Source organism: Arthrobacter sp. NyZ413 (genome assembly GCF_049390645.1).
In the GTDB taxonomy this organism is placed as follows: Bacteria; Actinomycetota; Actinomycetes; order Actinomycetales; family Micrococcaceae; genus Arthrobacter.
The window spans coordinates 3,696,386-3,718,339 of sequence record NZ_CP155434.1; the positions used below are offsets into that span (position 1 = coordinate 3,696,386).

18 protein-coding genes and 1 tRNA gene are annotated in these 21,954 nt (G+C 64.0%); 11 read left to right on the forward strand and 8 right to left on the reverse strand.

Annotated elements, in window-relative coordinates; translation table 11 throughout:
- Positions 1-46 precede the first annotated feature (46 nt).
- Together ABCW42_RS17265 and ABCW42_RS17270 are read left to right on the forward strand one after the other, a co-directional pair.
- On the forward strand, positions 47-1,399 hold the full coding sequence (locus tag ABCW42_RS17265; RefSeq protein WP_423182336.1) for an ABC transporter substrate-binding protein: 1,353 nt from the start codon (positions 47-49) through the stop codon (positions 1,397-1,399).
- 184 nt (positions 1,400-1,583) lie between these two features.
- On the forward strand, positions 1,584-3,773 hold the full coding sequence (locus ABCW42_RS17270; protein WP_423182337.1) for an alpha-galactosidase: 2,190 nt from the start codon (positions 1,584-1,586) through the stop codon (positions 3,771-3,773).
- Positions 3,774-3,941: 168 nt separating this feature from the next.
- Here ABCW42_RS17270 and aroQ read toward each other — a convergent pair whose 3' ends face one another.
- Both aroQ and ABCW42_RS17280 read right to left on the reverse strand, forming a co-directional pair.
- Positions 3,942-4,406 carry a type II 3-dehydroquinate dehydratase gene (gene aroQ / locus ABCW42_RS17275; protein WP_423182338.1) on the reverse strand — a complete coding sequence of 155 codons (465 nt, stop codon included), beginning with the start codon at positions 4,404-4,406 and terminating at the stop codon, positions 3,942-3,944.
- Between the two features lie 176 nt (positions 4,407-4,582).
- Positions 4,583-5,767, reverse strand: coding sequence for a MarP family serine protease (locus ABCW42_RS17280; RefSeq protein WP_423182339.1), 1,185 nt, complete (start codon positions 5,765-5,767; stop codon positions 4,583-4,585).
- Between the two features lie 248 nt (positions 5,768-6,015).
- Between ABCW42_RS17280 and ABCW42_RS17285 the strand changes: the two genes are divergently transcribed.
- Complete coding sequence (locus tag ABCW42_RS17285) at positions 6,016-6,693, forward strand: Crp/Fnr family transcriptional regulator (protein WP_011775987.1); 678 nt, start codon at positions 6,016-6,018, stop codon at positions 6,691-6,693.
- Between the two features lie 187 nt (positions 6,694-6,880).
- On the opposite strand, the gene ABCW42_RS17290 is transcribed toward ABCW42_RS17285, so the two are convergent.
- Genes ABCW42_RS17290 through ABCW42_RS17300 form a run of 3 tightly spaced genes read right to left on the reverse strand, consistent with a single transcriptional unit; the run spans position 6,881 to position 8,504 of the window.
- Positions 6,881-7,792, reverse strand: a complete 912-nt coding sequence (locus tag ABCW42_RS17290) for an NUDIX hydrolase (RefSeq protein WP_423182340.1) — start codon at positions 7,790-7,792, stop codon at positions 6,881-6,883.
- 17 nt (positions 7,793-7,809) lie between these two features.
- Positions 7,810-8,346, reverse strand: coding sequence for a RidA family protein (locus ABCW42_RS17295; RefSeq protein WP_423182341.1), 537 nt, complete (start codon positions 8,344-8,346; stop codon positions 7,810-7,812).
- A gap of 2 nt (positions 8,347-8,348) precedes the next feature.
- Positions 8,349-8,504 (reverse strand): DUF4177 domain-containing protein, encoded by a 156-nt coding sequence (locus ABCW42_RS17300; protein ID WP_009359196.1) that lies wholly within the window; start codon positions 8,502-8,504, stop codon positions 8,349-8,351.
- A 37-nt stretch (positions 8,505-8,541) separates the two neighbouring features.
- Between ABCW42_RS17300 and ABCW42_RS17305 the strand changes: the two genes are divergently transcribed.
- From ABCW42_RS17305 to ABCW42_RS17325, 5 genes are all read left to right on the forward strand, one after another.
- Positions 8,542-10,848, forward strand: coding sequence for a transglycosylase domain-containing protein (locus ABCW42_RS17305; RefSeq protein ID WP_423182342.1), 2,307 nt, complete (start codon positions 8,542-8,544; stop codon positions 10,846-10,848).
- The gene (locus ABCW42_RS17310; protein ID WP_423182343.1) at positions 10,841-11,803 is read left to right on the forward strand and encodes a metallophosphoesterase; all 963 of its coding nucleotides are present in this window, start codon (positions 10,841-10,843) and stop codon (positions 11,801-11,803) included. Before ABCW42_RS17305 ends, ABCW42_RS17310 begins: the two co-directional genes overlap by 8 nt.
- A gap of 334 nt (positions 11,804-12,137) precedes the next feature.
- A complete protein-coding gene (locus tag ABCW42_RS17315) occupies positions 12,138-13,967 on the forward strand; it encodes an ABC transporter ATP-binding protein (protein WP_423182344.1) in 1,830 nt (609 codons plus the stop codon).
- Positions 13,964-15,781, forward strand: coding sequence for an ABC transporter ATP-binding protein (locus ABCW42_RS17320; protein WP_423182345.1), 1,818 nt, complete (start codon positions 13,964-13,966; stop codon positions 15,779-15,781). The genes ABCW42_RS17315 and ABCW42_RS17320 overlap by 4 nt, the downstream gene beginning before the upstream one ends.
- 76 nt (positions 15,782-15,857) lie before the next feature.
- Positions 15,858-15,934, forward strand: a tRNA-Pro gene (locus ABCW42_RS17325).
- A gap of 280 nt (positions 15,935-16,214) precedes the next feature.
- On the opposite strand, the gene ABCW42_RS17330 is transcribed toward ABCW42_RS17325, so the two are convergent.
- On the reverse strand, positions 16,215-16,436 hold the full coding sequence (locus ABCW42_RS17330) for a hypothetical protein (protein ID WP_133205090.1): 222 nt from the start codon (positions 16,434-16,436) through the stop codon (positions 16,215-16,217).
- Positions 16,437-16,574: 138 nt separating this feature from the next.
- Between ABCW42_RS17330 and ABCW42_RS17335 the strand changes: the two genes are divergently transcribed.
- Positions 16,575-18,002: a helix-turn-helix domain-containing protein gene (locus tag ABCW42_RS17335; protein WP_423182346.1), complete on the forward strand. Its 1,428-nt coding sequence runs from the start codon at positions 16,575-16,577 to the stop codon at positions 18,000-18,002.
- Between the two features lie 24 nt (positions 18,003-18,026).
- Here ABCW42_RS17335 and ABCW42_RS17340 read toward each other — a convergent pair whose 3' ends face one another.
- On the reverse strand, positions 18,027-18,962 hold the full coding sequence (locus ABCW42_RS17340; protein ID WP_423182347.1) for a phosphoribosylaminoimidazolesuccinocarboxamide synthase: 936 nt from the start codon (positions 18,960-18,962) through the stop codon (positions 18,027-18,029).
- 3 nt (positions 18,963-18,965) lie between these two features.
- Positions 18,966-20,276 carry a phosphoribosylamine--glycine ligase gene (purD, locus tag ABCW42_RS17345; RefSeq protein WP_423184940.1) on the reverse strand — a complete coding sequence of 437 codons (1,311 nt, stop codon included), beginning with the start codon at positions 20,274-20,276 and terminating at the stop codon, positions 18,966-18,968.
- 199 nt (positions 20,277-20,475) lie between these two features.
- Between purD and ABCW42_RS17350 the strand changes: the two genes are divergently transcribed.
- Together ABCW42_RS17350 and ABCW42_RS17355 are read left to right on the forward strand one after the other, a co-directional pair.
- Positions 20,476-21,492 (forward strand): asparaginase, encoded by a 1,017-nt coding sequence (locus ABCW42_RS17350; RefSeq protein ID WP_423182348.1) that lies wholly within the window; start codon positions 20,476-20,478, stop codon positions 21,490-21,492.
- Between the two features lie 33 nt (positions 21,493-21,525).
- Positions 21,526-21,894 (forward strand): sterol carrier family protein, encoded by a 369-nt coding sequence (locus ABCW42_RS17355; RefSeq protein ID WP_423182349.1) that lies wholly within the window; start codon positions 21,526-21,528, stop codon positions 21,892-21,894.
- Positions 21,895-21,954: the final 60 nt, after the last annotated feature.

Consider the following 21,954-nt stretch of genomic DNA (forward strand, 5'->3'; position numbering starts at 1 on the left):
GGCACCCGCCCGGACCCCACCCCACCATGTCCCGAAAGGACAAACCATGAAGAAGAAAGCACTCGGCGCCGTCGCGGCCGCCGCTGTGGCCGCCATCGCCCTCTCCGCATGTGGGAGCGGAGGCGGAAGCAGCGCGGACTCGGGCAAGGGCGAAATCAGCTACTGGCTCTGGGACGCCAACCAACTCCCGGCCTACCAGCAATGCGCCGACGACTTCCACAAGGCCAACCCGGACATCACGGTCAAGATCACCCAGACAGGCTGGGACGACTACTGGGGCAAGATCACCAACGGCATGGCCTCCGGCACAGCGCCCGACGTGTTTACCGACCACTTGTCCAAGTACCCGGACTTCATCAAGACCAAGCAGCTCGTTCCCTTGGATGACGCCGTCACCAACGACAAGATCGACCTGACCCAGTACAACCCGGGCCTCGCGGACCTCTGGGTCGGCCAGGACGGCAAGCGTTATGGCCTTCCCAAGGACTGGGATACCGTGGCCCTGTTCTACAACAAGAAGATGGCTTCCGACGCCGGCATCACGCCGGAGCAGATGGCTTCCCTCACCTGGAACCCGCAGGATGGTGGAACCTACGAGAAAGCCATCGCCCACCTGACAGTGGACAAAAACGGCAAGCGCGGCGACGAGGCCGGCTTCGACAAGAACAACGTCGCAGTCTACGGCCTCGGCCTGCCAGGTTCCGACGCCGAAAACGCCGGACAGACCCAGTGGAGCTTCCTTTCCGCCACCACGGGTTGGACCACCACGGACAAAACTCCTTGGGGTTCGCACTTCAACTACGACGACAAGCGCCTCCAGGACACCATCGCCTGGTGGGCCAGCCTGGCCCAGAAGGGCTACATGCCCAAGCTCGAGACCACGGTGGGCGCAAACGCCGCGGACAGCTTCGGCGCAGGCAAGGCCGCGATCAACTCCAACGGTGACTGGATGATCGGCCAGTACACCAGCTACAAGGGCGTTGACGTCGGAATCGCCCCGACCCCGACCGGCGTGGACGGCAAGAACGCGTCCATGACCAACGGCCTGGCCGACTCCATCTGGGCAGGCACCAAGAAGAAGGATGCCTCCATCAAGTGGGTTGAATACCTCGCTTCCTCCAAGTGCCAGGACGTGGTGGCCTCGAAGGGCGTGGTGTTCCCCGCCATCAAGACCGCCAGCGACAAGGCCGCCGCGGCTTTCAAGGCCAAGGGCATCGACGTCACGCCGTTCACCGAACACGTCAAGAACGGCACCACCTTCCTGCTCCCCATCACCGACAACGCGGCAAAGGTCTCAGGCATCATGAAGCCCGCAATGGACGCGGTCATCGCAGGCAAGGCCCCGGCGAGCTCCCTCACGGCAGCAAACGACCAAGTCAACGCACTGTTCTCGAAATAGGACCGTTTTCCACATAGGCCCTGGCGGGAGTCCCGCCGCCGCCAGGTCCCCGCTATCCTGACAGCAAGTTCTTCACGCTGCAGGCACCGTACCGGTCCGGGTGTCGCCGCTTCCCTCCTTTGACCGCGGCACCCGGACTTTCCATTCCTCCACAACGCAACGACTCCTCGAAAGTGATTAACCCATGGAACCGCTCCACCTCCGTTCCGCCGGCACAAGCCTGGTGGTCAGCTTCAACAACGGAGAGGCCGAGGTCATCCATTGGGGAGCGGACCTCGGCAGCGAGCTCCCGGACCTTGCCATCCTGGGTGCGCCCATTCCCAACTCCGCCGTCGACGTAACCGTCCCGGCCGGCCTCATCCCGCAGGCTTCTTCCGCCTGGCTGGGACGTCCCGGCTTGCGCGGACACAGGATTTCCGACGGCGTCTCCGGACTCGACTTCTCCGTCCGCCTCCGCGTGGTGGACGTCCAGCACGACCCCCGTTCCGCCGTCGCCTCTGCAGCGATTGTCCAGAAAGATCCCGACGCCGGGATCACCGTGACCTCAACGCTCACCTTGCATCCTGACGGGCTCCTCGAAATGCGGCACTCAGCCGTCAACGACGGCACGACCCCGTTCCAGCTCGACGAACTGGCGACCGCCCTCCCGGTGGGTCGCGCCGCCGTCGAGCTCCTCGACCTCACCGGACGGTGGTGCCGCGAACGCCACCCGCAATGCCGTCCCGTACAGCAAGGCACCTGGGTCCGCACCGGCCGCCACGGCCGCACCGGGCACGATTCCTCCTTGCTGTTCGCCGCCGGGACCGCCGGATTCGGCAACCGCCACGGGAAGGTCTGGGCCACGCACCTCGCCTGGAGCGGCAACCACGAACAATTTGCCGACACCATCGGCGACGGGCGCACGATGATCGGCGGCTCCGAACTCCTGGGCCCGGCCGAAGTGGTGCTGCAGCCCGGCGAAAGCTACACCACACCCGCATTGTTTGCCGCTTACTCCGAGCGCGGACTGGACGGCATCAGCGAGGCCTTCTACAGCTGGTTCCGTTCCCGGCCGCACCACGTCCTCCCCGCAGCCTCGACGGGACTCCCGGCAGGCAAACCCCGCCCAGTGGTCCTCAACACTTGGGAAGCGGTGTACTTCGACCACAAGCTGGACACCCTCATCGAGCTCGCGGAATCGGCCGCCGAACTGGGCGTGGAACGATTCGTGCTCGACGACGGCTGGTTCCGCGGGCGCCGCAACGACCACGCGGGGCTGGGCGACTGGTACGTCGATGAAACGCTGTGGCCCGAGGGATTGACGCCACTCATCGAATCGGTCAACTCCCACGGCATGGAATTCGGGCTGTGGGTGGAACCGGAGATGATCAACCTGGATTCCGATGTTGCTCGCGCGCATCCGGAATGGGTGGTGGGTCCGGCGGTCCAATCGCACAAGGACGGCGGCCGACTGCCCCTCGAATGGCGCCAACAGCACGTCATCGACCTCGTCAATCCCGCGGCGTGGCAATACATCTACGACCGCATGGACACGCTCCTGCGGGAAAACAACATCAAGTACCTCAAGTGGGACCAGAACCGGGACCTCGCCGAACACGGCCACACGGGCCGCGCCTCCGTGCACGAACAGACCCTCGCCGCATACCGCCTCTTCGACGAGCTCCGCAAGGCACACCCCGGCGTGGAGATCGAAAGCTGCTCCTCCGGCGGTGCGCGGGTGGACCTCGGCATCCTCGAGCGGACGGACAGGATCTGGGCATCGGACTGCAACGACGCCCTTGAGCGCCAGACCATCCAGCGCTGGACCGGCGTCGTGGTCCCACCGGAACTCGTGGGTGGGCATATCGGCCCCACCACTTCGCACACCACGGCGCGCACGCACGATCTGTCCTTCCGTGCCATCACCGCGTTGTTCGGGCACTTCGGCATGGAATGGGACATCCGGGAAGTCCAGGGAGCCGAGCGTGCGGAGCTCAAGCGGTTCATCGGCCTCTATAAGGTGCACCGGGGACTCATCCACAGTGGACGCATGGTCCGCGCCGACGTCCCCGACGACTCTTTGATGCTGCACGGCGTGGTGGCCCAGGATGACGCATCGGCCTTGTTTGCGATCGTCCGGACCCGGACCGCGTTTGCCGAACAACCGGGGCGCGTCGCCATACCGGGGCTCGATCCGGAACGTTCGTACCGGGTGGAGGCCATCTTCCCGGCTCCGGGCGACGCCGACTATGCGCACACGTTCACGCAGGTCCACCCGCCGGCATGGCTCGAATCCGGGGCCGAAGCGAGTGGCCGTTTCCTGGCAGAGGTCGGGCTCCCGATGCCGCTCTTGAACCCGGAGCACGCGCTGCTGCTCAGGCTTCGCGCCCTCTAACCCACCCCACGGAGCATGCCCATTCTTCCCTCCAACCAGGGAGCATGCTCATCTTGCCCTGCACCCGCGGAGCATGCTCATTTTTCGGCGTGAGCAGTGGACATAATGCGTATATGTCCACTGCATGCCGTGAAAAATGGGCATGCTCCTAAGCGTTGGGGCGTATTTCTAGACTGAGCTCGCCAAGTAGTCGATAGCCAGCTTGTAGCCTTGGACACCCGCGCCGATGATGATTGCCGTGCAGACAGGTGAGAGGTACGAGTGGTGGCGGAATTCCTCGCGCTGGTGCACGTTGGTGATGTGGACCTCGACGGCGGGAAGTTCCACGGCTGCGATCGCGTCACGCAGTGCCACTGAAGTGTGAGTGTATGCCCCGGCGTTAATGACGATACCCACGGACGTTCCACGCGCCCCGTGGATGGCATCCACAAGGTCGCCCTCATGGTTGGACTGGACGCAGTCCACCGTGAAGCCGTGTGCCTCGGCCGCGGTTATGGCAAGGTGTTCGACGTCGGCAAGGGTGGAAGTGCCGTACTTTTCCGGCTCACGCGTGCCCAAAAGGTTCAAGTTAGGTCCGTTGAGGACAAGGATCGTGCCGCGACCGGCGTCATTGGCAGTGAGAGCTTCAGTCATGCTCCCCAATCTATCGGGCTACATGCCGGCCCGGCGTTTCTTACGCCCCACCGAGCATGCCCATCCCTTAACGCGACGAGTGGACATAAACGCACTATGTCCACTCCATACGCCCAACAATGAGCATGCTCCTCAGCCGAAACTAATGCACCGATGAGCATGCTCCTTGGAGGATGCTATTTCTTGGTGCACTGCCCGGGTGATACCGGCGCGCTGAGGGAGCCGGCTTGGGCAGCCACGGGAGAGAGCTCGTCCATGGTCAGGGCATAGCCCACCTGGACGTTGGAAGTCGTCTTCGCGAACACGACGCCGGCAACCTGGCCTTGCGTCGTCAGGAGCGGCCCGCCGGAATTTCCTGGCTGCACATCGCCTGCCAGTTTATAGACCGACTCCGGCGAAGGGTTCGCGCCGTAAATATCGGGGACCAACAGTGTCGAGATGCCCTCCACCGCGGCCGGTTTGGACTGGAATGGCCCACCATGCGGATAACCGGCGAAAGCCGCCTGCGAACCAGCCGGAAGGTCGCCGCTTAAGGACAGGGGCGCCGTCGGGAGTCCGTCAACGGCGAGCACTGCGAGGTCCCGCTGGCTGTCGAAGTAAACCACACGGCCAGGCAGCGCACCGCCGTCGGGGATTTCGACGACGGGTTGCGGCACGCCGGCGACGACGTGCGCATTGGTGATCACACGGCCCGGCGAAACCACGAAGCCGGAGCCGGTCTGGTTCTGGCCGCACTGATACGCGGTGCCGGCGATCTTCAAGACCGATCGGGCCGCCGTATTGAGGGCGGGAGTGTCTGTATCGGTGTTCGGGACCTGCACTGGACCGACCGGTCCGATGCCTTCGATGAGCTGCGGAATCCCGTTGCCCATGAAGGTGGACCGCAATTGCGCCACGCCTGCCTTGACCTGCGTGGGGGTAAGGGCGTCGATGAAGCGGATCACCTTCGAATCGGCGAGCTGCTGTGAAACGAACGGCACGCCCAAAGAGCCCACGCTGAAGGCGAGCATGGACATGACGAGCGCCGCGACCACCAGGCTGACTACGCCGCCGAGAATGCGGTCGAGGGCATTCAACGGCTGGATGCGTACGGCTTTGCGGACTTTTTGGCCGATCCATGTGCCAAGGCCGTGTCCCAGGACGATGAGGAGCACGGCTGAACCGATGATGGCCGTCAGGCGCCAGTCGCTGTCTTTTACCCAGTCGCCGACGAGGGGCACCGCGATAAACGCCGCCACGGCACCGGCGACGAAGCCTGCAATGCCGCCAAGGGTCACCAAGAAGCCGTTGCGCAGTCCGTAGATCAGGTAGGAAAGCAGCGTCAAAATCAACGCCAGGTCCAGTATGGTCAAGCCGAACACCAAAGCTCCTCACAGCCGGGTAAGCCCCAATTGTAAGTGCAGAGTCTGACAGCTTCCCTTGCGGGAGGAGTCGACCCCGAGCCGGGAGCACGCCGGCCTGAACAGCGGCTCCAGGCCCTGTCACTGCACAAATTTGGGCTGATACCGCGTGTTTTCGGGCGTTTCAGCTGCCAAGTACGTCACAGACTCGACAAAATTCTGAAACAATGGCTGAAGCGCCACAGCCGAACTTTTACTCAGGAGATTACATGGACATCGAGGTATTGCGCCGCGCACCCCTCTTCGCCACCCTTGACGACGACGCTTTCCGCTTGCTGACGGACGAACTCACAGAGGTGGACCTCTCACGCGGAGCATCTGTTTTCCGCGAAGGCGACCAGGGTGACCAGCTCTACTTCATCGTGTCCGGCAAAGTTAAGCTTGGCCGTACGTCGCCGGACGGCCGCGAGTCCCTCCTTGCCATCCTCGGCCCGGGCGAGCTCTTCGGCGAAATGGCCCTCTTCGACCCCAGCCCCCGTACCGCGACGGCCACGGCCGTTTCGGAGACGCGCCTCGCCGGCCTGAAGAACGAAAGCCTCAACGCCCTGCTGCGCACCCGCCCCGAGGTTTCCGCGCAGCTGCTGCAAGCACTTGCCCGCCGCCTGCGCCGCACCAACGATTCCCTCTCGGACCTCGTCTTCTCGGACGTTCCGGGCCGCGTTGCGAAGGCACTCCTGGACCTCGCCGACCGCTTCGGCCGTCCCGCGACCGACGGCGTCCTGGTCGCCCACGAGCTCACCCAGGAAGAACTCGCCCAGTTGGTCGGCGCTTCGCGCGAAACCGTCAATAAGGCCCTCGCCGAGTTCGTCCAGCGCGGCTGGCTCCGCCTGGAAGCCCGCGCCGTCGTGATCCTGGATATGCAGCGCCTCCGCCAGCGCTCGCGCTAGGGATTTTTCCCAGCGACGCAGAAAAGGCCTGGCGACACCGGAATTCCGGTGTCGCCAGGCCTTTCTCGCGTCGCCAGGCGGTTTGCGCGTCGCCGGGCAGCTCACGCGTCGCCGGGCGGTTTGCGCGTCGCCGGGCAGCTCACGCGTCGCGGAGCGGCTCACCCGTCGCCGGGCAGTTTCCGTGTCGTCAGCGTTCGCGCTGCGGCTCCCCTGACACGGTCCGGGCAGCTTCGACTTCGAGCATGAGCGTCCCGTCCTCTTCGACAAGCCGTGGCTGGTACACGTGCGGCTTGCGCTTGTAGCTGAGGTACGCGATGCAGCCTTGGGCCGCGGCCATCTTTTCGAGCATGATCTCGGAGCCTGGCACCAGGAGCTGGCCCAAAGGCAGGCCCACGGTGTTTTCCTGGCCGATTTCGTCGCCAAGGGCCGTGGTTCCGCGCTCGGCGATGATCGTTGAAACGCTGACCCAGCGGCCCCACACACCTTTGCTTTCCAAGAGCGTCGGCTGCTGGTTCACGGGAACCGTCGCAGCAAAATAGCGGGTGTTGAAGCGCCGGTGCGAGAAATCGGGACTGAGCCAGTTCACGAGCGGCTTGAGCAGGTCCGTCCGGAGTGACAGGCCGCGCTTGGCCAAGACGTCGGTGAGGGACTTGTCCTGGGCAGCAATAGCTTCGCGGACTTTCATCCATTCGGGCGTAGACGTCGCTTCAACTGTGGAGGAGAGGTCCGGTCCGGCCAACAAAATGCCGGTTTCCTCGAACAGTTCGCGGATGGCGCCCACGACGTGGCGGCGGGCGAGTCCGACGTCGGGCGTTCCCAAGGCCTCAGCCCAATGCTGCGGCGACGGGCCCAACCAGCCGAGGGCGTCGTCGTCGGACGCGTCCAGCGAGCCGCCTGGGAAAGCGACCACGCCCAACGGCGAGGACCCGGGACGGTAACCCATCCACGTCTCCAAGCCGGCGGGCGAATCGCGGAGAAGAACTACAGACGATGCAAAACGCGCGGCGCTGGGAGTCCCCTCGCCGAGCTTAAGCCAGTTCCGTGCCGCACCTTCAAGTTCAGGGGGCAACGCGAAGAGGCGTCGGGCTAGCTGTGGCAATTGAGTGAACCGGTTCCTTAGCTGAATTCAGCGATCAGCTCGACCTCGACGGGCGAATCGAGCGGAAGGACTGCAACTCCGACGGCGGAACGGGCGTGCTGGCCTTTGTCACCAAAGACACGCCCGAGGAGCTCGGAGGCACCATTAATGACACCGGGCTGGCCGGTGAAGGACGCATCGGAGGCCACGAAACCTACGACCTTGACGATGCGTGTGATGCGGTCGAGGTCGCCGATGACGCTCTTGACCGCTGCCAGGGCGTTCACGGCGCAGATGGCCGCATACTTCTGGGCGTCTTCCGGAGACACAGTGGGCTCGTCCGAGAGCCCTTCGTCGCCGCTCGAGACCTTGCCCGTTGATTCGAGCTTGCCGTTAATGAACGGCAATTGTCCGGAGGTGTACACGTGGTTGCCCGTGACAACGGCCGGAACGTACGCGGCTACCGGTGCGGCGACGCCGGGCAGGGTCAGTCCGAGCTCGGCGAGGCGCTGCTCGACGGCGGACGCGGGGGCGGTGGTTTCCGCGCCGGCGGTGGCTTCTGCGGGGGTTGTCATTGTTACTGCTTCTCCCTCTTCAAATATGCAACTAGTCCGTTTCCATCGGGTCCCGGCACGACCTGGACGAGTTCCCAGCCGTCCTCTCCCCACTGGTCGAGGATCTGCTTTGTGGCATGAATGATGAGCGGAATCGTCGCGTACTCCCATTTGGTCATGAAAGAAAGCCTAGCCCTTGCCGGTAAAGTGGAGAACATGGTGACTCGTAGGAACCCCATATTCGACACTGCCACCACCCTCGGAAAGATCCTCGGATTCCTTGGCGTGAGCGCTATTTGTGGTGTCCTCGTGGCGGGCTTGCTCGTCCCCGCGGCCGCCGTCTCAGGCAGTGCCGCGAGTGGGTCGATCCAGTTCTTTGACACGCTGCCGGCGGAACTCACGGTGAACCCGCCCAGCCAGGCAACCACCATCCTCGCGGCGGATGGAAGCCAGATCGCTTCCATCTATTCGGAGAACCGCACGCGGGTCTCCCTCGACCAGATGAGTCCGTACATCAAGGACGCGATCGTCTCGGTTGAGGACAGCCGCTTCTACGAGCACGGCGGCATCGACGCTACCGGCATCATGCGTGCAATCGTCAGCACTGCGCGCGGCCAGAAGCAGGGTGCTTCCACCATTACCCAGCAGTACGTGAACAACGTCATCAACGAGTCCCTGGTTTCCCAGGACAAGGCCGCTGACGTCAAGCTCAATGGCGTCAACAAGGGCGTGGGCGACAAGCTCCGTGAAATGAAGCTGGCCATCGCCTTGGAGAAGAAATACTCCAAGCAGCAGATCCTTGAGGGCTACCTCAACATCGTCTTCTTCAATAAGGACGCCTACGGCATCGAAGCGGCCTCGCGGTTCTTCTTCAGCACCACCGCCAAGGACCTGACCCTCCCGCAGGCTGCCCTGCTGGCCGGCGTCGTCAACAGCCCGTCCTACTACGACCCCATCGCCAACCCGGACCACGCGAAGCAGCGCCGCGACCTCGTACTCGGTCTCATGCTGGACCAGGGAAAGATCAAGAAGGCGGACTACGACGCCGCCATCGCGACGCCGGTGACCACGAAGGTCACGCAGCCGCTCCAGGGTTGTGCCTACGCCACGACTGCCCCGTACTTCTGTGACTACGTGCTGCACTTGCTGTACAACAACCCGGCCTATGGCGCCACGCAGGACGAGCGGATCAACCGCGTCTCCCGCGGCGGCCTCACCATCCAGACCACCCTTGACCCCAAGGCGCAGAACGCAGCGCAGGCGCAGGTCAATGGCACAACAGGAGACAACCCGGACAAATGGGGTGCCACGATCGTCTCGGTGCAACCTGGAAGCGGCAAGATCGTTTCCATGGCACAGAACACCGTGTGGCTGCCACAAGCCGGGAAGTTCGACCAGACACAAAACTTCAACGTCGACGTCCTTGATTCCAAGGGCAACGACCTCAACGGCTTGGGCGGTTTCCAGCCGGGATCCACGATGAAACCCTTCACGTTTGCCGAATGGCTCAATGAGGGCAAGTCGATGAACACGACCATCAATGCGGCCGTTCGCCGCTACCCGCAAAACTTCCCTTGGCGGAACACCTGCTCTACCCCCGTCAACGGTTGGTACGACAGCAGCAACGGAACATTCGACCTGCAGAACTCCGATGCCGGCTACTACCGTCCCATGACTGTGCTGTATGGCCTCATGAACTCCATTAACACGGCCACGTTCGCCTCGGCTTCCCAGCTGGACCTGTGCGGCATCCAAAAGGTCGTGGACGCCGTCGGAATCCACGGTGGCAATCCCGCGCGGGACGGCAGCGGACAGATCACTGATCCCAATCCCAAGGTTCAAATGACCACGCTGGGTAACCTGATCGGTTCCACCCAGACGGCTCCGCTCACCATGGCGAGCGCAATGGCCACCTTCGCCAACAACGGCACGTACTGCGAGCCCATCGCGATTACCTCGGTGACGGACCAGACGGGCGCGAAGCTGCCGGCACAGTCCCCCAACTGCAAGAGTGCCGTCACCCCGGAGGTTGCCCACGGTGTCGCTTACGCGATGCAGGAAGTCCTGAACCAGGGTTCGGGTTCGTTGATCCAACCTAGGATCTCCACCAAGACCTCCTTCCCCATCGCCGCCAAGACGGGTACCAACGACAGCAACGGTTCCACTTGGGTTGTCGGCTACACCAGCGGCCTCGCGACCGCCAGCTGGTTCGGTGACCCCTTGGGCAGCCAGCTCCGTCCGGGACGAAACATCACGGTCAATGGCAAGTTCTACCCCAGCATCGACGGTTACATGATCGCCGGTCCGCAGTTCTCGAGGTACATGTCCGAGATCGCACCCGCTTACGGAACCAACCCGTTCCCGGCACCGCCGTCGAACTTGCTGGATCCGCCCGGGTACCGGACAACCACGCCGAATAACAACACACCGGCCACCACGCAGCCGACCCAGCCGAGCACCCAACCCACCAGCGGGAACGGGAATGGGAATGGCGACAATGGCAATGGCAAGAAGAATGGCTAACGTCCTCGTGCCCGCCCTCGATTCACTGGCAAGCCGCGTCCGAAGCGTCGGACGCGGCTTTGCCGTCGCCGCAGGACTCGGCGCGGCCGCCGGAACGGCGGGCCTTGCCTACGGCCTTTGGGAGAAGAACCAGTTCGTCCTGCGCGAAGAGTCGCTGGCGATCCTCCCTGAGGGCTCCGCCCCGCTGCGGCTGCTGCACCTGAGTGACATCCATTTCGTTCCAGGCCAGAAAAAGAAGGCCGACTGGCTGCGTTCGCTCGCCTTGCTGGAGCCGGATCTCGTGGTGAACACGGGCGACAACCTCAGCCACCCCCACGCCGTGATTCCGGTCCTGGATGCGCTCAAGCCGTTGTTCGAGTTCCCGGGGGTTTTCGTCCCGGGATCGAACGACTACTTCGCACCGCGTTTCAAGAATCCTGCCGCCTACTTCCGCGGCCCTTCACGAGTCAGTGATAATCCTGTGCCCCTCGATTGGCCGCGCCTGCGTTCCGGGTTCGGCATGTCCGGTTGGATCGACCTCACCAACAGGCATCAGTCCTTGCCGATCAACGGAATCCGTTTCGATTTCTCCGGCGTGGACGATCCCCACCTCAATCGCGAACGATACTCAGGCTGGCCCCGGGGCACAGCGGGCCAGGACTCCCGCCCGCACGTGCGGGTGGCCGTCATTCACGCCCCGTACCAGCGGGTCCTCGACCATTTCACCAACGATGCCGCGGACCTCATCCTCGCCGGCCACACCCACGGCGGCCAGATCTGCATCCCCGGCTATGGTGCACTCGTCTCCAATTGCGACCTCCCCACCTGGCGCGCCAAGGGCCTCCACGATTGGGAAAACGATGGACGTACGACGCCGGTAAACGTCTCGGGCGGCATCGGCACCTCGCGCTTCGCGCCCGTCAGGATCGCGTGCAAGCCGGAAGCCGTGTTGCTGACGCTGACGGCCCGGACGTAGTGGGCGCGTAGCCGGGCGTTCCTTCCCGCACCACTGGACATGCTCCTCATCGTGCACCCCGCACCACGCACCCCGCACCACTGGACATGCTCCGCGCCCGAGCCAACGAGTGGACATAACCCGGTTATGTCCACTGCTCACGGCTAAAAATGAGCATGCTCCTCTGGGGGCGGCGAAGTGAACGCCCGAACCCACCCCCACCCCAATGCCTCCCATCACACAACGCAATGCTGCTGTCCGCTGGCTCACGGGATGGCATAAGGTAGTTGCTACAGGAAACTAACACCCGGGCGTCACACGAAGCACGCCGGGACAATGCTGTTGAGAAGCGGGCATGGCCAAACAGACCTCATTTTTCACTTCCATAAGACGTCTCTATCCGCACGTCAGAACAATCCTTCCGCGGCTGTTCATGGGGCTGCTCAGCGCGCTACTGGCCAGCATTATGGCGCTTGCTGTCCCCCAAGTGCTCCGGGTCCTGATCAACGGTTCGCTTCATCCGGGCGGTCCGAGCAGCGCCGTCTGGGTCGCCGCTGGAGTTGTCCTCTTGCTGGGCATAGCCGAGGCGGGCCTCGTCGCCCTGCGCCGGCAATTCGTCATCAATCCCGCAACAACAGTGGAAGCGAAGATGCGGGTTTCCCTGTACGGACACTTGCAGGACCTCACCGTCGCGTTCCACGATCGTTGGGGTTCCGGGCAGCTCTTGTCCCGGGCGATGACCGACCTGAATTTCCTACGCCGGTGGATGGCGTTCGGTGCCATCATGCTGGTGGTCACGACGCTCACGGTGGTGATCGGCGTCGTCGTGATGTTCACGATGAGCTGGCAGCTCGCCCTGATCTTCCTCGCCGCCGCGGTGCCGATCATGATCAATTCCTTCCGCTTCCGCCGGCGGTTCAGCCTTGTCACCAGGCTCAGCCAGGACCAGGCCGGGGACCTCGCCACCACGGTTGAGGAGTCCGTCCACGGCATCCGTGTGCTGAAAGCATTCGGTCGCAGCCGCGAGGCGCTTGAGAACTTCAACGAGCAAGCCGAGGGGCTGCGGCGGACCGAGATCGCCAAGGCCAAGCACCAAGCCACCTTCACGCTCGTGGTGACGCTGCTCCCGGAACTCGCCCTCGGCGTCGGGCTCGTTGCGGGTGTGCTGCTCGTGTCGGCGGGCGAACTCAGCGTGGGTTCGCTTGTCGCGTTTTTCGCGACGGCGGCGGTTGTCGCGGCACCCGTGGAAGTCTCGGGCGCCCTCGTCGCCATGGCGTTGACGGCGAAAACAGCGCTTGACCGCCACTTCGAGGTCATGGACATTCCCAACACCATCACCAGCCCGGAGCAGCCGAAGTCGCCGGCCGAAGTGCGCGGAGCCCTCAGCTTCAGGGGCGCGGCTTTCGCGTTCGACGACGGTGCCCGGCTCCTGCACGATATCAACCTGGACATCGAGCCCAGCGAGACGATGGCCCTCGTGGGCATCACCGGCAGCGGCAAGAGCGCCCTGCTCCAACTGGTCCCCCGGCTCTACGACGTGTCCGACGGATCTGTCAGCATCGATGGCGTAGACGTGCGCGACTTTAACATCGAGGAGCTGCGGACCGCCGTCGCGATCGCTTTCGAGGACACGACGTTGTTTTCCAGTTCGGTCCGGGACAACGTCCTGCTCGGCGCGCCGGACACCTCCGAAGCGGCCCTCGACGAAGCACTTGACGTCGCGCAGGCACACTTCGCGTATTCGCTCCCCGAAGGCGTCGAGACGCTCATCGGCGAAGAAGGACTGAGTCTTTCCGGCGGCCAGCGGCAACGCATTGCCCTGGCCCGGGCCATCGCGGCCAAACCGAAGGTCCTGGTGCTCGACGATCCTCTGTCTGCTTTGGACGTCAACACCGAGGAACTCGTCGAAGCCAGGTTGCGTAACGTCCTCCGGGATACCACCACGCTCATCGTCGCCCACCGCCCATCGACCGTAGCCCTCGCCGACCGTGTGGCGCTCCTTGAGCACGGCCGCATCACCGCCGTCGGGACCCATACTGAGCTGCTCGCGAGCAACGCCCACTACCGTTACGTGATCGCGAGCCTCGACTCCGGTCCGAAGGACCTGGACAGCGAGCTCGACGAACTCGAGCACGAGTTGAAATCCGAACAGCGCCTGAACCAAGCCGGGGAGGCCCGCCGATGACCACCTTCGGAACCGCCAACGAAGAAAACTCGAACCTGAGCCGCAGCGAAAGCAAGGCAGTACGACGGCGGTCGGTCGCCTTGCTGGGGTCGCTCATCCGTCCCGTTCGCTTGCGTTTCTGGCTGACGCTCGGCATGGTGGTGCTTTCGCAGGCCACACGTGTAGCGGGACCGGCGATCATCGCCTTCGGCATCGACCACGCCCTGCCTTCCCTGGCAGCGGGGAACGGTTTCCCGCTGGTGCTCGCCGGCGTCCTGTACGTGGCAGCCGCGATCGCGACCGCGCTGCTGACCGCCGTCTACGTGACGTCGACGGCGAAGTTGAGCCAGTCCATGCTCCTGGACCTGCGGATCAGGGTCTTCCGGCACACGCAGCGCCTCAGCCTTGAGTTCCACGAAAAGTACACATCGGGACGCATCATCGCTCGGCAAACCTCTGACCTCGAAGCGCTTCGCGACCTGCTGGATTCCGGCGTCAGCTCCTTGGCATCAGGGCTGCTGTTCATGCTCTTCACGGCCTTCACCGTCTTCGCCCTCGACTGGGTCAGCGGACTCATCATGCTCGCCACGGGCGTCCCGGCATACTTCCTGGCCCGCTGGTACCAGAAGCACTCCCAGATCGCCTTCCGCGAATCCCGGGTGGCATCGGCAAGCCTCATCGTTCACTTCGTGGAAACCATGACGGGCATCCGCGCCATCAAGGCATTCCGCCGGGAGCCGAAGAACGCCGAGCGGTACGGGGAACTCTCGGAGCACTACCGCAAAGTCACGGTCCGCTCCATCAACCTGAACGGCATCTTCCAGCCCGGACTGGTCCTGATCGGGAACGTGTGCGTCGCTGTGGTGCTGCTGGTCGGCGGCTTCCGCGTGCTGTCCGGTGGCCTGGCTGTGGGCGTGCTCCTGGCACTCATCCTTTCCACCAAGCGCTTCTTCCAGCCCGTGGACCAGATGGCCATGTTCTACAACTCCTTCCAAAGCGCACAGGCAGCGTTGGAGAAGGTCTCCGGCCTGCTCGAAGAGGTTCCCACCGTGCGGCCCCCCAAGACCCCTGTGCCGTTGCCGGAGGCCCGGGGCGAGATCGACTTCCACGGCGTCGAGTTCGGGTACGGCAACGGCAAAGTGGTGGTTCCCGAGCTCAACCTGCACATTCCAGCAGGGCAAACCGTGGCATTGGTCGGTCAGACCGGAGCCGGCAAGTCCACCCTCGCGAAGCTGATCGCCCGCTTCTACGATGTCACCGAGGGATCCTTGACGCTCGACGGCGTCGACCTCCGGGAGCTCTCGACGGCGGACCTGCGCCGCGCGGTGGTCATGGTCACCCAGGAAGCGTTCCTGTTCAGCGGCACGGTGGCCGACAACATTGCCCTGGGACGGCCGGACGCCACGCGCGAAAAGATCGAGACCGCGGCCCGGGCCGTGGGTGCGCACGATTTCATCGCGGCGTTGCCTGACGGTTACGACACCGACGTCAACAAGCGCGGCGGACGGGTTTCCGCGGGCCAGCGGCAGTTGATCGGCTTCGCGCGGGCCTTCATCGCGGCTCCCGCGGTCCTGATCCTCGACGAGGCGACCTCGTCCTTGGACATCCCGTCAGAGCGGCTTGTCCAGGCCGGCCTTTCCAATCTTCTGTCGGGATCGGATTCGGGCAGGACGGCGATCATCATCGCCCACCGCCTCTCCACCGTGGAAACCGCGGACAGGGTTCTCGTGGTGCATGACGGGCGAATCGTGGAAGACGGCTCTCCCGCGGAACTGATCAGCGGCGGCGGGCGTTTCGCGCGCCTGCACGGCTCGTGGAAGGAATCGCTGGTGTGACGCTGGAGGCGAACGGACTCGATTTCGTATCCGGGCGGGCATCGGCTATTCTTGAACAGTTGCTTTCGCAGCGGATCGGGATGTAGCGCAGCTTGGTAGCGCGCTTCGTTCGGGACGAAGAGGTCGCAGGTTCAAATCCTGTCATCCCGACCAATTGATAGAAGGCCCTACTCTAGAAGGGCCTTCTATCGTTATTTAACGAGCGTTTCGCTATCGCTGGAAAAACGCTAAAACATTCCTTTGCCCGGTTTTAGTTAGCCACTCTTCGTTTTGAGACAAGTGTTGTTAACAACGGTCGCGAGCCTCCTCAGAGTATCCGGAGGGACGCGTCCGGGCGACGCACAAAAAAATCCCCGGACGTCCAGTTCGACGTCCGGGGATTTTTCAATTCATTCGAATTAAGCGGCGGCTGGGGGCCGTCGTGTAACCTCGCCTACATGGGATCCGGCCAGTTGCCGATAGCTTGGGGGACCACCATGGGGTCGGGCCAGTTACCGATCGCCTGGGAGACCCGCATGGGATCCGGCCAGTTACCAATGCTGAGCACCGTGCTGACGGTGTTTGCCACAGGGGCTGCGGCTACCACGGCCGGAGCCGCGGCGGAGAATGCAAGAGCGCCGGCCAAGGCGACTGCTGCAGCGATCTTCTTCAACATAATTTGTCCTCAATGCGAGCCGGATTCGTTACGGAAATTACGCGGTCCCTGTTGACATTCATTGTAAAATGTTTTCCACAGCGACTGTCAAGGTGTCCGCGTAAAGACAACGCATAGACCAGCCTCTAGGAGGAACCTGTGGGGAACGGATTCGGAGAAAAGCTCCGCGCCGAGCGGCTCGAACGTGGGCTGACCCAGGCCGAATTAGGCCGCGACCTTTACTCACCCAGCTACATTTCGCTTCTTGAAACAGGACGTCGCGAACCTACCGCCGAGGTCATCGAAGAACTCGCAAGGCGCCTCGAGTTGGCGCCAAAGGCCTTGGAGGCTTGGAGCCAGCCGGTGTCTGTCAGCGACGCGGAATACGTGCTCGCCGGACTCTACGCCCGGCAAGCATGGGACCTAAGGGACTACCCACTCGCTGCGAGCCACGCGTCAACCGCCGCCCAGATCGCCCTTGAGGCCAAGAACACCAGCGCCTGGTGGAACATGACGTACATGCAGGCCGAGTGCCTCATGAAACAAGGGCAATTGAAGGAATGCCAGCAGATCATCCAGCACCTGCTTGAGCATCCCATGGCCACCGAATCCGTCGGCCTCGGGGTTCGTGCCCGTCAGATGCTCGCAGCGGTCTGCCACGGACAAGGCCAACTGTCCACCGCCGTCGAGCACGCTTTGGAAGCCGTGAGGCTGTCCGCGCAGCTGCCCAAGGGCTCCACGCTGATCATCGGTGCGCACCGGGCACTCATAGGAGCGCTTGCCGAAAGCGGCCGGCTCGACGAAGCCTGGACCTATTGCCAGGCCATGAACGAGCAGATGGACAACTACTCGATGTCCCAGCTCGCCGGCGAAGTTGCTTGGGTCATCGGAAACGTCGCCTTCATGCGCCACGACTACGTGGAGGGCATCAAGCACCACGAGCGCGCGGCCAAGCTGCTCTCCCCCGCGAACGATATTGAGCTGTGGGCCCGCTTCAACAAGGCTTCGGCGGCGGTCAGGTTGTCGTCGGGCATCGTGGAGCCGGAGACGCTCTCCGCGATCGAACGTGCAGAACTCGCGCTGTCCATTGTCGGCGGCAACAAGACGGACCAGCTCGAGGTCGCTTTCATCCGTTCCCGCTGGCTGTACTTGACGGGCGACATCCCCGCGGCAATCACCAAGCTGCGCGAAATCCACGCCGACCGCGAAGTCCTGGCCCGCCACACAGCCGGCGAGGTCGCGCTGCTCCTCGGCAAGGCGCTCAAGGCCGCTGGCGAGAACGCCGATGCTTTGCTCCATCTCGAGGAAGCCCAACGCGACTTTTCCGCCGCCGGCGCGGCCGACCGGGTCCAGCAGGCCATGGACTCAGCTTTGGAAATCCGGCTCGCGGAGCGCCGCGCGGCCGCCGGGAGCGGCACCCCCCCGGCGAGCAACGCTCCTACGGAACCGGCCGCCGTCGAGCACGACGCGACGCCCCAACAGCGCGGCTCAGCCACGCACCACAAGGGAGCGGCACCTCACAACGGAGCGGACCCTCACGGAACAGCTCAGCACAGTGGGACGGCGAAGTCGGCCCGGGCCGGCTGACCTCCGAGCTGGCGCGGGCCCCGGCTAGGCGAAAGTCCGGCCGGTCAGCTTCTCGTAGGCTTCCACGTAACGGGCGCGGGTCTTGTCCACGACGTCTGCCGGCAGCGCGGGCGGCGGGGTGTCGCTCGCGCGGTCCCAACCGGATTCTGCCGAGGTCAGCCAGTCGCGCACGAACTGCTTGTCGTAGGAGGGCTGCGCCTTGCCCGGCTCGTAGGTGGCGGCGTCCCAGAATCGCGACGAGTCCGGCGTCAGGACTTCGTCGCCCAAGGTAATGACTCCCGTGGCGGCGTCGATGCCGAACTCCACCTTGGTGTCGGCCAGGATGATGCCGCGCTCGCGCGCGATCTCTTCGGCCCGGGTGTAGATCTTCACCGTCAGCTCGCTCAAGCGGGCGGCGATGTCGTCACCCACCATGGCAACGACGTCGTCATACGTGATGTTCTCGTCGTGCTCGCCAACCTCGGCTTTCGCGGACGGCGTGAAGATCGCATGCTCCAGGCGCGAGCCGTCAACCAAACCGGCCGGCAACGGAATCTCGCATACGGTGCCGGACTTGCGGTACTCGAGGAGCCCGGAACCCGTGAGGTATCCGCGGGCGATGCATTCAACGGGGAACATGTCCAGTCGCTTGCAGATCATCGCACGGCCCTCGACCTCCGCCGGAACGCCTCCCGCCGCCGTCGACGCCAACACGTGGTGCTCCACGCCCAACTGATCGAACCACCACAGGCTCAATTGCGTCAGCACGCGGCCCTTGTCCGGGATTTCGCTGCTCAGCACGTGGTCGAAGGCGCTGATACGGTCGCTGGCCACCACCAAGACGCAATCCTGGCCGACGAGTTCCTTCACGGAATCTTCGGCGGGAACGTAGAGGTCGCGGACCTTGCCGGAGTAGACATGCTGCCAGCCGGGAAGGTCGAGGGTTTGCGTCTGCAGTCCTTGAGTGTTGCTCTCAGTCATGGCTCAGGCCTTTACGTTCGGGATGGATCCGGTGGCGGTGGAGGAAACGTGGATCTCTCCCCTGGCCGCCTTACCAGCGATGTCCGTACGGAACTGTCCGCCGTCGAGCTGAACCAGCTCAACGCCGTCGTAAGCCCGCTCACGGGCCTCCACGAGGTCGGTTCCGAGCGCCACAACCGCAAGCACGCGGCCGCCGGCGGAAATGATCCGGCCTTCATCGTCCAGCTTGGTGCCGGCGTGGATGACGTGGACGCCTTCCAGCGCGTCAACCTTGTTCAACCCGCGGATGCGGTCGCCCGTGCGGGGCGTGTCCGGGTAGTTTTCGGCGGCGACGACGACGGCGACGGCCGAGTCCTTCGACCAGCGCAGCTCTTCGGCCTGGTCCAGTTCGCCCTTGGCGGCTGCCAGCATGAGGGCGCCGAGGGGGGTCTTGAGGCGGGCGAGGACGGCCTGGGTTTCGGGGTCGCCGAAACGGGCGTTGAACTCGATGACGCGCGTGCCGCGGGAAGTCAGGGCCAGGCCGCAGTAGAGGACGCCGACGAACGGGGTCCCTCGGCTTGCCATTTCGTCCACGGTGGGCTGGGCTACGCGGTCGATGACTTCCTGCACGAGGCCTTCCGGCGCCCAGTCAAGCGGAGTGTAGGCGCCCATGCCACCGGTGTTGGGGCCTTCGTCGTTGTCGTAGATCCGCTTGAAGTCCTGGGCCGGGGACAGCGGGACGGTAGTCCGGCCGTCGCACAGGACGAACAGGGAAACCTCGGGGCCGTCCAGGTACTCCTCGATCACCACGGAACCACCGGCGTCGAAGCAGGCCTGCGCGTGGGCGAGGGCTTCCTCGCGGTTGTTGGTGACAACAACACCCTTGCCGGCGGCCAGGCCGTCATCCTTGACGACGTGCGGAGCGCCGAAGGTGTCCAGGGCGTCGGCGGCTTCCTCTGCGTTGGTGGCCACGCGGGCCATGGCGGTGGGCACACCGGCTTCGGCCATAACCTCTTTGGCGAAGGCCTTGGATGCCTCAAGCTGCGCGGCGGCCTTGCTGGGTCCGAAGACCGGAATGCCGGCTTCACGGACGGCATCGGAGACTCCCGCTGCGAGGGGAGCCTCGGGGCCAACGACCACCAGGTCAACCGCGAGCTTCGTGGCCAGCGCGGTGACTGCGGCGGGATCGTTGCCGTCGATCGCGTACGTGGGGACCAACTTGGCAATGCCGGCGTTCCCCGGTGCCGAATGGACCTCGGAAACGTTGGGATCTTTGAGCAATGAGCGGACAATGGCGTGTTCGCGGCCCCCGGGGCCAATGACGAGTACCTTCACAGTCCTCAAGGGTACTTTGTGCCGGCGCCGGAGTCCTAAGCTGTTTCCTCGACCGAGCATGCGCTCCCCTCGCCACGAGCAAAGGACATAACACCACTATGCCCACTCCACAGCACCAAAAATGAGCATGCTCCTCGTCAGACCCATACACACCGTGGGCTAGCCGGAAAACGGGGATTCCGAGCCATAGACTTGGCTCATGCCCTTGAGTTCGCATGAGACTTTCAGCGTTGAGTCCGCGGTTGAGTTGGCCGTTGTTGAGCGCAGCGGATTCATCGAATCGCGGCATATCGGCTCGGCCGTGGTCCTTTCCGGCGATGGCACGGTGGTAGCCCAACTCGGGGACGTCACCACACCCATTTACGCCCGTTCTGCCCTCAAGCCATTCCAGGCCCTCGCTGCGATGCAGTCTGGCGTCCCGTTGCGCGGCGCGCAGGTGGCCTTGGCCTGCGCCAGCCACATTGGATCCCTGGACCACATGGACGTCGTGGAAGGCATGCTCAAAGCAGCAGGAGTCCGGGAGGAACAGCTTCAGTGCCCGCCTGCGTGGCCAGAGGACGAAATCGCCCGCAATTGGCTGGTCCGTTCGGAGAAAGGGAGGTCGAAGCTCGCGTTCAATTGCTCAGGCAAACATGCCGCGTTCCTTTGGGCATGCACCGAGAACGGCTGGGACACCCACAGCTACCTTGAGCCGAACCATCCCCTCCAGCAGCGTGTGCGTTCCGTGATCGAGGAGTACAGCGGCGAAAAGATCGCCCACCTGGGCATCGACGGCTGCGGGGCCCCGGTGGCGGCAATCTCATTGACTGGACTTGCGCGGGCTTATTCGCGGCTCGCACGGGCTCCCCGGGACCGGAACTCCAACGCCCGGGCCGCAACCATCGCGACGTCCATGTTGGATTACCCTTGGGCCGTCCAGGGGCGGGGCGAAGCGAACACGATTGTCATGGACGAACTCGATGTCATTGCCAAGGGCGGCGCGGAAGGGGTCTTGGTCATGGCGACGCCGACCGGTGCGTCTGTCGCGGTGAAGATCCTTGACGGAAACCCCCGGGCGGCCACCTTGGTTGGGCTTACCCTGCTCGCAGTTGTGGGGGCGGTCGATATCCCGGGTGTTTCCAGCGTGCTTGAAAAGGTGGTTGAGCCCGTCCTCGGCGGCGGCCACGCCGTGGGCAAGATCCGCCTGGGTCACGCGGTCTCAGCGATGCTGGACTGATTGAAGCGGCTGGACTGATTGGAGAACCGGAGAATGGCAACTGCACGGCGCCGGATCGACGTCGAACAAGGCCGGGCGGCACTGGCTGAATGGCAGGGCACCCAGCCCGAGTCGCCGCCGTCGCGCTCTGTCCTGGCCACCGCGGTGCGGTACTCCTTGGAGGAACTCACCGCACGCGCACCGGGCAACTCCGTGGAGGTCCGCGTGCCGCCGTTTGGCGTCACGCAGTGCGTCGAGGGTCCCCGGCATACGCGCGGCACTCCGCCGAACGTCATTGAGTGCGACGCCGCCACCTGGCTGGAAATGGTGACCGGCCGCATGTCGTGGGCGGACGCGGTGGACGCCGGACGCGTCGCGGCTTCGGGCCTGCGCGCGGACCTGTCGGAGCTACTCCCCCTGTAGAGAGTTTGTGTACACCTAACACCCTTTAACAGGCGCTTTAAGGGCATCATCTGTACACAA

Bases quoted from the DNA above. Each gene is read 5' to 3' on its own strand.
- ABCW42_RS17310 (WP_423182343.1), top strand. From the start codon at position 10,841: ATGGCTAACGTCCTCGTGCCCGCCCTCGATTCACTGGCAAGCCGCGTC.
- ABCW42_RS17315 (WP_423182344.1), top strand. From the start codon at position 12,138: ATGGCCAAACAGACCTCATTTTTCACTTCCATAAGACGTCTCTATCCG.
- ABCW42_RS17355 (WP_423182349.1), top strand. From the start codon at position 21,526: ATGGCAACTGCACGGCGCCGGATCGACGTCGAACAAGGCCGGGCGGCA.
- ABCW42_RS17350 (WP_423182348.1), top strand. From the start codon at position 20,476: ATGCCCTTGAGTTCGCATGAGACTTTCAGCGTTGAGTCCGCGGTTGAG.
- ABCW42_RS17285 (WP_011775987.1), top strand. From the start codon at position 6,016: ATGGACATCGAGGTATTGCGCCGCGCACCCCTCTTCGCCACCCTTGAC.
- ABCW42_RS17340 (WP_423182347.1), bottom strand. From the start codon at position 18,962: ATGACTGAGAGCAACACTCAAGGACTGCAGACGCAAACCCTCGACCTT.
- ABCW42_RS17270 (WP_423182337.1), top strand. From the start codon at position 1,584: ATGGAACCGCTCCACCTCCGTTCCGCCGGCACAAGCCTGGTGGTCAGC.
- ABCW42_RS17295 (WP_423182341.1), bottom strand. From the start codon at position 8,346: ATGACAACCCCCGCAGAAGCCACCGCCGGCGCGGAAACCACCGCCCCC.
- ABCW42_RS17320 (WP_423182345.1), top strand. From the start codon at position 13,964: ATGACCACCTTCGGAACCGCCAACGAAGAAAACTCGAACCTGAGCCGC.
- ABCW42_RS17265 (WP_423182336.1), top strand. From the start codon at position 47: ATGAAGAAGAAAGCACTCGGCGCCGTCGCGGCCGCCGCTGTGGCCGCC.
- ABCW42_RS17305 (WP_423182342.1), top strand. From the start codon at position 8,542: ATGGTGACTCGTAGGAACCCCATATTCGACACTGCCACCACCCTCGGA.
- aroQ (WP_423182338.1), bottom strand. From the start codon at position 4,406: ATGACTGAAGCTCTCACTGCCAATGACGCCGGTCGCGGCACGATCCTT.
- ABCW42_RS17330 (WP_133205090.1), bottom strand. From the start codon at position 16,436: ATGTTGAAGAAGATCGCTGCAGCAGTCGCCTTGGCCGGCGCTCTTGCA.
- ABCW42_RS17300 (WP_009359196.1), bottom strand. From the start codon at position 8,504: ATGACCAAATGGGAGTACGCGACGATTCCGCTCATCATTCATGCCACA.